Source organism: Candidatus Pelagibacter communis, assembly GCF_012932795.1.
GTDB classification, from domain to species: Bacteria; Pseudomonadota; Alphaproteobacteria; order Pelagibacterales; family Pelagibacteraceae; genus Pelagibacter; species Pelagibacter ubique_S.
Genome location: NZ_LANA01000002.1, coordinates 195,920 through 202,723, shown reverse-complemented (window position 1 = coordinate 202,723; position 6,804 = coordinate 195,920). Strand labels below are relative to the sequence as shown.

The 6,804-nt window shown below is 26.1% G+C and carries 6 protein-coding genes and 1 tRNA gene; all 7 read right to left on the bottom strand.

Annotated features, from left to right (window positions below; translation table 11 throughout):
* Positions 1–222 precede the first annotated feature (222 nt).
* The 7 genes from VP91_RS05080 to VP91_RS05050 all read right to left on the bottom strand — a co-directional run bounded on the left by VP91_RS05080 (position 223) and on the right by VP91_RS05050 (position 6,775).
* On the bottom strand, positions 223–1,260 hold the full coding sequence (locus VP91_RS05080) for a zinc-dependent alcohol dehydrogenase (protein ID WP_169036374.1): 1,038 nt from the start codon (positions 1,258–1,260) through the stop codon (positions 223–225).
* A gap of 9 nt (positions 1,261–1,269) precedes the next feature.
* On the bottom strand, positions 1,270–2,370 hold the full coding sequence (locus VP91_RS05075; protein WP_169036373.1) for a DegT/DnrJ/EryC1/StrS family aminotransferase: 1,101 nt from the start codon (positions 2,368–2,370) through the stop codon (positions 1,270–1,272).
* A complete protein-coding gene (locus VP91_RS05070; protein WP_169036372.1) occupies positions 2,370–3,140 on the bottom strand; it encodes an NAD kinase in 771 nt (256 codons plus the stop codon). The genes VP91_RS05075 and VP91_RS05070 overlap by 1 nt, the downstream gene beginning before the upstream one ends.
* A 4-nt stretch (positions 3,141–3,144) precedes the next feature.
* Positions 3,145–3,230: transfer RNA gene (locus VP91_RS05065), tRNA-Leu, on the bottom strand.
* Positions 3,231–3,441: 211 nt separating this feature from the next.
* Entirely contained in the window at positions 3,442–4,395 is a 954-nt protein-coding gene (locus VP91_RS05060; RefSeq protein WP_169036371.1) for a DMT family transporter, read from the bottom strand.
* 572 nt (positions 4,396–4,967) lie between these two features.
* Positions 4,968–5,573, bottom strand: a complete 606-nt coding sequence (locus VP91_RS05055) for a 2OG-Fe(II) oxygenase (RefSeq protein WP_169036370.1) — start codon at positions 5,571–5,573, stop codon at positions 4,968–4,970.
* A 59-nt stretch (positions 5,574–5,632) separates the two neighbouring features.
* Positions 5,633–6,775: a hypothetical protein gene (locus VP91_RS05050; RefSeq protein ID WP_169036369.1), complete on the bottom strand. Its 1,143-nt coding sequence runs from the start codon at positions 6,773–6,775 to the stop codon at positions 5,633–5,635.
* Positions 6,776–6,804 lie beyond the last annotated feature (29 nt).

Genomic DNA, 6,804 nt, shown 5'->3' with positions numbered 1-6,804 from the left:
ATTAGCTAAATTATAATGAGCTTCAACAAGATTGGGCATTAGCTCTATTACTTTTTTGTAACTTATTTCTGCTTGGTCAAGTTTATTAGCGTAATGTGCTTCAATACCTTCTGTTAGCTTCTGTTTTATGTCTTGTTTCATTAGATTAATTCAAACTTTATACTTTCAATTATTAGGTCGTGTGTGTCAAGATTTCAAATAATGTTAAGAAATAATATTTATTTAGTAAACTACACCTCTAATTATCTTATCTTTATAGTCTGAAGCTAAATTAAATCCTTTTTGAATTTCCTCTATTTTAAAATAATGTGTAACCAATTTATGTATTGGAATTGAATTTTTTAAAATTATATTCTGCATTCTATTAAATTTTACATTAGATCTTCTCACATTTAAAATATCAATTTCTTTTATTCTTAATTTATGTGGGTTTATTTTAATAAAATCATCTCTTTCAGGTATACCTACTACAATGTATTTTCCACTTTTTCTTATAGCTTTTATTCCATAGTCAAATGACATGTCATTAGTGATTAAATCAAAAACATAATTAAAATTATTTGTTTTTGGATTTATATTTTTTTTTAAAAATAAATTTATTAAATTTTTAGCTTTAAAATGTTTCTTTGCATAAACTAATCTATCTTTTTTTTGATCTAAAATAGTAATATTTTTTACACCCATTGAGTAAAGTAATGATGAAATTAACATACTAATAGCTCCACAACCTAGTATGAGAATATTATTTTCTTCACGATTATTTATCATCGATCTATCTATGCAATATTGAGCTATGCCTGCCGGTTCTATCATTGATGAAATTTTTGGATCAATATTTTTATCTAATAATGTTAACTGAGATTTTTTTAAAACCATAAACTCTCTAAAGGATCCTTTTGTAGGGTGTGATCCCAAGTAAGTTTGGTGATTGCATAAATTATATTTTAAACCACAACCACATAATTCTTTTTCAATCTTTTTACATGAAGATATATCTAGTGGGTCAATAACAACATTAGCATAATTTTTAAATTTAGATTTGTTTCTATCAATAATTATACCACCGGTTTCATGTCCTAGACTTAAAGGAAATTGAGGTTGCATAGTTCCTAAAGCACCATTTCTAAAGAAATGTAGATCAGAACCACAAATTCCTGTTCCTGTAATTTTAACTAAAACTTCATCTTCTTTTAATTTGTTATTAATTTTTTCATCTACAATTTCAAAATTTTTTTTTTTAGTTAATAGTGCTACTTTCATAAATCAAAATTAAATTTTATTTAATATTGTACAAACATAATCAATTTCATCATACGTTAATTCAGGGTAATTAGGTGGGCAAATATGATATTTGCTAAATTTTTCAGAATTTTTAAGATTATTTCTAGTAACATATTTTTGAAAAACGTTTTGTTTATGAATTGGTGTGTCCCAAACCTTTCCAGTTAAGTTTATTCCATTTTTTTTACAAAATTTTTCTATTATTTTAGAATTAAGTTTAGTTTTAATTATACATTTGTAATAAGAACACCTTCCTTTATTTTGAATAATTACATCATAATTATCATTGTCTTTAAGTTTTTCCAAATACCTCATCACGAGTTTTTTTCTTTTATTTATTCTTTTCTTAATTCGTTCTAATTCTAATAATCCAAATATTGCTGTAAATTCTGAAATCTTATTATTTGAACCTAAAAAGTTTATAAAATTTGGATTTTTACCTCTACCAAAATTTTTAGATGAATTCATTTTTACATAAAATTTTTTATTATTTGTGGTTATCATGCCCCCTTCACCTGTAGTCATAACTTTTGTTGGATAGAAACTAAAGCAACCAATATCACCTATTGTGCCTGCATATAAATCTTTATTTAAAAAAGAACCGTGTGCATGTGCTGCATCCTCAATTAAAAATAATTTTTTTTTTTTACAAATTTTGACAATATTCGAGCAATCATTTGAAATAATGCCACCAACATGAACAATACATATCGCTTTAGTTTTTTTAGTAATCTTATTTTTTATTTCTTCAATATCCATTTCTGGTGAATCTGGTTTGTTATCACAAAATACCGGTTTTCCACCAGCATTGATAATGGCTATAATAGTAGCAAAGAAAGTATTGGTTGGCACAATTACTTCTTTATTTAATATATTAATAGTTCTAAATGCAATTTCTAAAGCAGCTGTACCATTTGTGACTGCAATTGAATATTTTGAATTGACAAGACTAGAAAAATTTTTTTCAAATTTTTTAACATAATAACCTTCACTAATAGCCTTTGAATTAAAAACTTTATTTGATAAGTTTTTATACTTATCTTGAAATTTTTTTTCAAAATTAAGTTTGAATATTGGTATTCTTTTCATTAAATTATTTCTTTTCTTAATTGTTCAATCTTAATTTTTTTTTGTAAACTTCTATTTTTATCATAAAGAAGATTGAATTTAATTTTATTATTTGTTTTAACTAAAATTGATTTAGCATTTCTAACTTCAAAATTATCCGCAACAGCACTAATAGGTCTTTTTGTTGGATTTAAATTTATAATTGTAATTTTTGATTTATCATTAACTATTTTTCCTTTCCATCTTCTGGGTCTAAATGGGCTAATTGGAGCAATTGAAAGTTTATTTGAATTTAAGCTTAATATAGGACCATGAACAGATAAATTATAAGCAGTACTGCCTGCAGGTGTTGAAACTAGTACACCGTCAGAAACAAGTTTTTTTATAATTTGTTTTGAACCATGTTTAATAGATAATGAGGCTGCTTGTCTACTTTGTCTTAAAATAGATATCTCATTAATGGCTATAGATTTTTTAGTCTGATTATTTTTGTTTTTTACAGTCATTTCTAATGGTGAAATAGAAATCATTTTTGCTTTTGCTAGATTTTTAATAATATTTTTTGATGAAAATTTATTCATCAAAAAACCATAGTTTCCTGAGTTGATCCCATAAAATTTTTTTTTTGAATTTTTATTTTTTTTTAAAGTTTCTAGCATAAAACCATCACCACCTATAACTATTACAAGATTATTTTGTTTAAACTGAACGGCTTCAATTCTTTTGATCAATAATATTTTAATCTTTAAAGACTTTTTATTTTTATCTGAAATAATTTGAAGCTTACTCATTTAGTGGTGCCCTCGGCCAGACTCGAACTGGCACTCCATAAATGGCAAGGATTTTAAGTCCTTTGTGTCTACCAATTTCACCACGAGGGCATTAATGAATTTCATGAGTATTTATGCTAATATTTATAATTGAACAAGAGGAATAAGTAAAATTTTTTTAATTTATCTCTCCATTCTACAGTCTTGCTCCAGTTGTCCCATATTATCCTATAGCAATTCAATAAGCCTGGAGCGTGGATATTAATTGATAGAATTAATATTTTTACAGTTTGAGGTAAAACCAATGTTATTATTTAAAAAATTATCTTCTAGTTGGAATTTTTGATGCAACGTACTGCTTTCTAACCGCTTCTCTAAAATAAATATAAACCCCAGCTGAGATAATACAAATTACCCCTAACAAAGTTCTAAGAGATGGAATTTCATTAAATAGAAAATAACCTGGTATCATCGACATAATAATCAATGAATACTCAAACAATGAGACAACGGATGGAGATGCAATGATATAAGCTGAAAAGATACATAAGAACCCAATAGATGCAGCAACTCCAAAGAATAATATAAATTTCCAAGTATAATCAAAGTTTGTAAACCACTCTCTAAATATAAACTGTGTAGTTGGATCAAAATCAGTGTTGTTGAATTGACCATTCCCCATAAAGACATAAATGATGCCACATAAAACAAGAGCAATTAAATAAAAATAGTATAACTGAGTGTTTACATCATCCTTATCAGATGTGTATTTAGTAATAGTCATTGATGCTGCATAAAATAAAGCACTTAACACTGGTAACAGATTTCTATAATCAAAACTTTCAAAATTAGGATTTAAGACAATTAATACACCAAAGAAACCAAAGCCAATAGCGAACCATCTTCTAATACCAATAAATTCTTTTAAAAAAAATTTAGCAAAGATAGATACGAAAAAAGGACAAGAAAAGAATAAAGCATTAGCAGTTGCTAGTTGCATATATGTAATAGAGATAAAGAAAGTTGAGAATGCAATAAAGTGCAACAATACTCTTATAAAAGTTAATAATGGATAATGAGTTTTTAAAGATACTTTTTGTCCCTTAAAACTTAAGTAGATAAATAAAACAATTGCAGCAACTAAATATCTTCCAAAGAATATTTCATAAAGAGAAGATTGCTCGAAGATAAACTTAATCAATGCATCTTGCATTGAAAACAAGCTCATAGCGATAAGGATTAAAACAATTCCTTTTGAATTATTATCTGTGCTCATTAATATTAATAAATAAACCCAGAACTATGATCCCTAAAGGTTTTTTCATTTAAAACCCACCTCTCCAGTTATCTTTATCTTCAAACCGCTCTTTTTCTTTTTTAGAGGTAGGTCTAAATAAAAAATAAACTGCAAGGATGATAGTTAATAAAATTATAATAATCTCAAGTGTCATAAAACCAGAACCACGATCCCTAAAAGTTTTTTCATTAATAAAACCATATAATATTATCTCTCCATGCTCCAGTCTTGCTCAAGTCTACACAAAATTATAAACCATATTTTCCAATACTAATTTTAATCTAAATTAAAGTTATCTGATTTTATAGGATGTTTAAACTACCTTGGACTACTATGGACTGACCTTAACTTCTATCCCTCGGCTTTTAAGTCCTTTGTGTCTACCAATTTCACAACGAGGGCATTTGTGAATTTCATAAGTATTTATAATTGAACAAGAGTAATAAGTAAAATTTATTTATTTATTTACTGCTCAACTTTTTTTATGTTAATACATTTACTTGATTTGAATATTTTAAGTAATCAACTTAAATGATTAAATTAAATTGATTTTATTCGTAATATTTAAATTTATTAGGCCAAAAGACTTCATTGTATTCATTTGTATTACTAACGTTTTCTGCTTTTTCAAATGTATAAGGCTTTTTTACCCAAACATTTGCCAAAAAGGCTCTCCTTTTACCAGAAATAATTTTTGTAACTCTATGAGGGTACGAAGGGTTAAACATTATTAATCTATTCTCTATGGGTTGAATTTTTTCAATTTTTTCAATATTTGGTTTAACACTATTGGGTAAATTTGAAATTTCTAAATAACCACCCTCAACATCTTTAGACTCTACATAATATATGTGTCCTGCTGAAGGCATTATGTGTTTTTTATTTTCTACATAGTATTTTATATCTTTATCAACGTGCCATCCTAAAGAACTATTTGGACCTCCAACATTACACCAATATTCAAACCCAGCAACTTCATTTTCAAAGTGAGCATATTTTTCCCATGCTAATTGAATTACTAATTCCATAATATTTCGTGGACTTGTTTTCCACCAGCCATCCCACCAGTTTAATGAAGGAAAATTCATCCATGTTTCATCAGACTTAAAAGTTGAGAGTAACTTCTTATCTTTAATAAAATTATCTATTAAGAGCATTATTTAAATTTAAATATTATTTATTTAAGTTTATATAATTTAAATTATATATCAAATTTTTAAAATGCATGAAAGAAAGGCCATACAAAACTTGAATCTATATTGGTCTTATCAAACCAGTCCACGAAGTTTTTTAAGATATACCCAATGCTATAAGAAAGGTGTGATGGTCTAGGAATTCCTTGCCATACCCATCCATAGGGTATTATTGCCCATAAGATAAATATATTTGTAATTTCAACTCTAGATAAAACTTTTAAAAAATTTTCATTTAAAAAAATAAAATAAGAAATTAATAAAAAAGACATCACAGAAAAAGTTCTAGTGGTATCAGGAATTATTATTAACATTAAAATCATACATATAAATGGCAAAACAAATGAAATTTTTTTATTAAGCGTATTATAAAATTTAAATATAACAAACCAGCCTAGGCCTATTGAAAACCAAATTATATTATAAAATCGAAAAAAAAAAGTATGAAGAAGGTGGGGAAGTGATTCAATGTACCATGTGGCTCTGTCATTTACAATATTCATATTATTGAATTCAAAAATATAATATAAAAATATTCTTCCAAGGATGGCCCCTATGAATAAGCTCAAGGGAAATAGAATGTTACTTATTTTTCTTTCTTTGGTGATAATAGAAATTAAAATTCCAAGTAACAGCGCACCACTTCCAAAAAAAGAAAGTTCAAAATGTTGTAGTCCTAACAAAATACCAATTAAAAGTGTCAAGAAAGTGTAACGTTTTAAATATAGCGCAAGTGTCATAAAAAAAATTGTAAATGAATCGTAGCCTACGAGGTAATAAATAGTAGAAGAAACAGGAAAAATAAAAAAAAGAATCAGAGATATTCTTGCTACTTCATTAGAAAAATTCTTTAATACTATTTTTATAAATAAAAAACTGGATAATATTGATAAAAACAAATGTAATAAAAAAAAAGAAGTTTTATTAGTTGCGCCAAGAATGAAAGCAAGCCAACCACCAAAATAAGAAGTGTAAGCAAATTGATGATCTGGTCTATCTATAAAAATATTTTTATAAGGGTTTTTAGCAGCCTCTAAATAAATATCAAAAAGATTTGGTTGATAAAAAATACCTGTCTTAAAAAGCATTATTATAAATAAAAGTGAAATAAATTTCCAAAATGGAGCTTCAAATAAAAATTTTTCTATTTTATTAAGTATCATCATAATAGTTTTATATAATCATAAAAAAAAAT

What these genes read in the sequence shown, in the direction of transcription:
- VP91_RS05080 (WP_169036374.1), bottom strand. Translation starts at nt 1,260, where the DNA reads ATGAAAGTAGCACTATTAACTAAAAAAAAAAATTTTGAAATTGTAGAT.
- VP91_RS05075 (WP_169036373.1), bottom strand. Translation starts at nt 2,370, where the DNA reads ATGAAAAGAATACCAATATTCAAACTTAATTTTGAAAAAAAATTTCAA.
- VP91_RS05070 (WP_169036372.1), bottom strand. Translation starts at nt 3,140, where the DNA reads ATGAGTAAGCTTCAAATTATTTCAGATAAAAATAAAAAGTCTTTAAAG.
- VP91_RS05060 (WP_169036371.1), bottom strand. Translation starts at nt 4,395, where the DNA reads ATGAGCACAGATAATAATTCAAAAGGAATTGTTTTAATCCTTATCGCT.
- VP91_RS05055 (WP_169036370.1), bottom strand. Translation starts at nt 5,573, where the DNA reads ATGCTCTTAATAGATAATTTTATTAAAGATAAGAAGTTACTCTCAACT.
- VP91_RS05050 (WP_169036369.1), bottom strand. Translation starts at nt 6,775, where the DNA reads ATGATGATACTTAATAAAATAGAAAAATTTTTATTTGAAGCTCCATTT.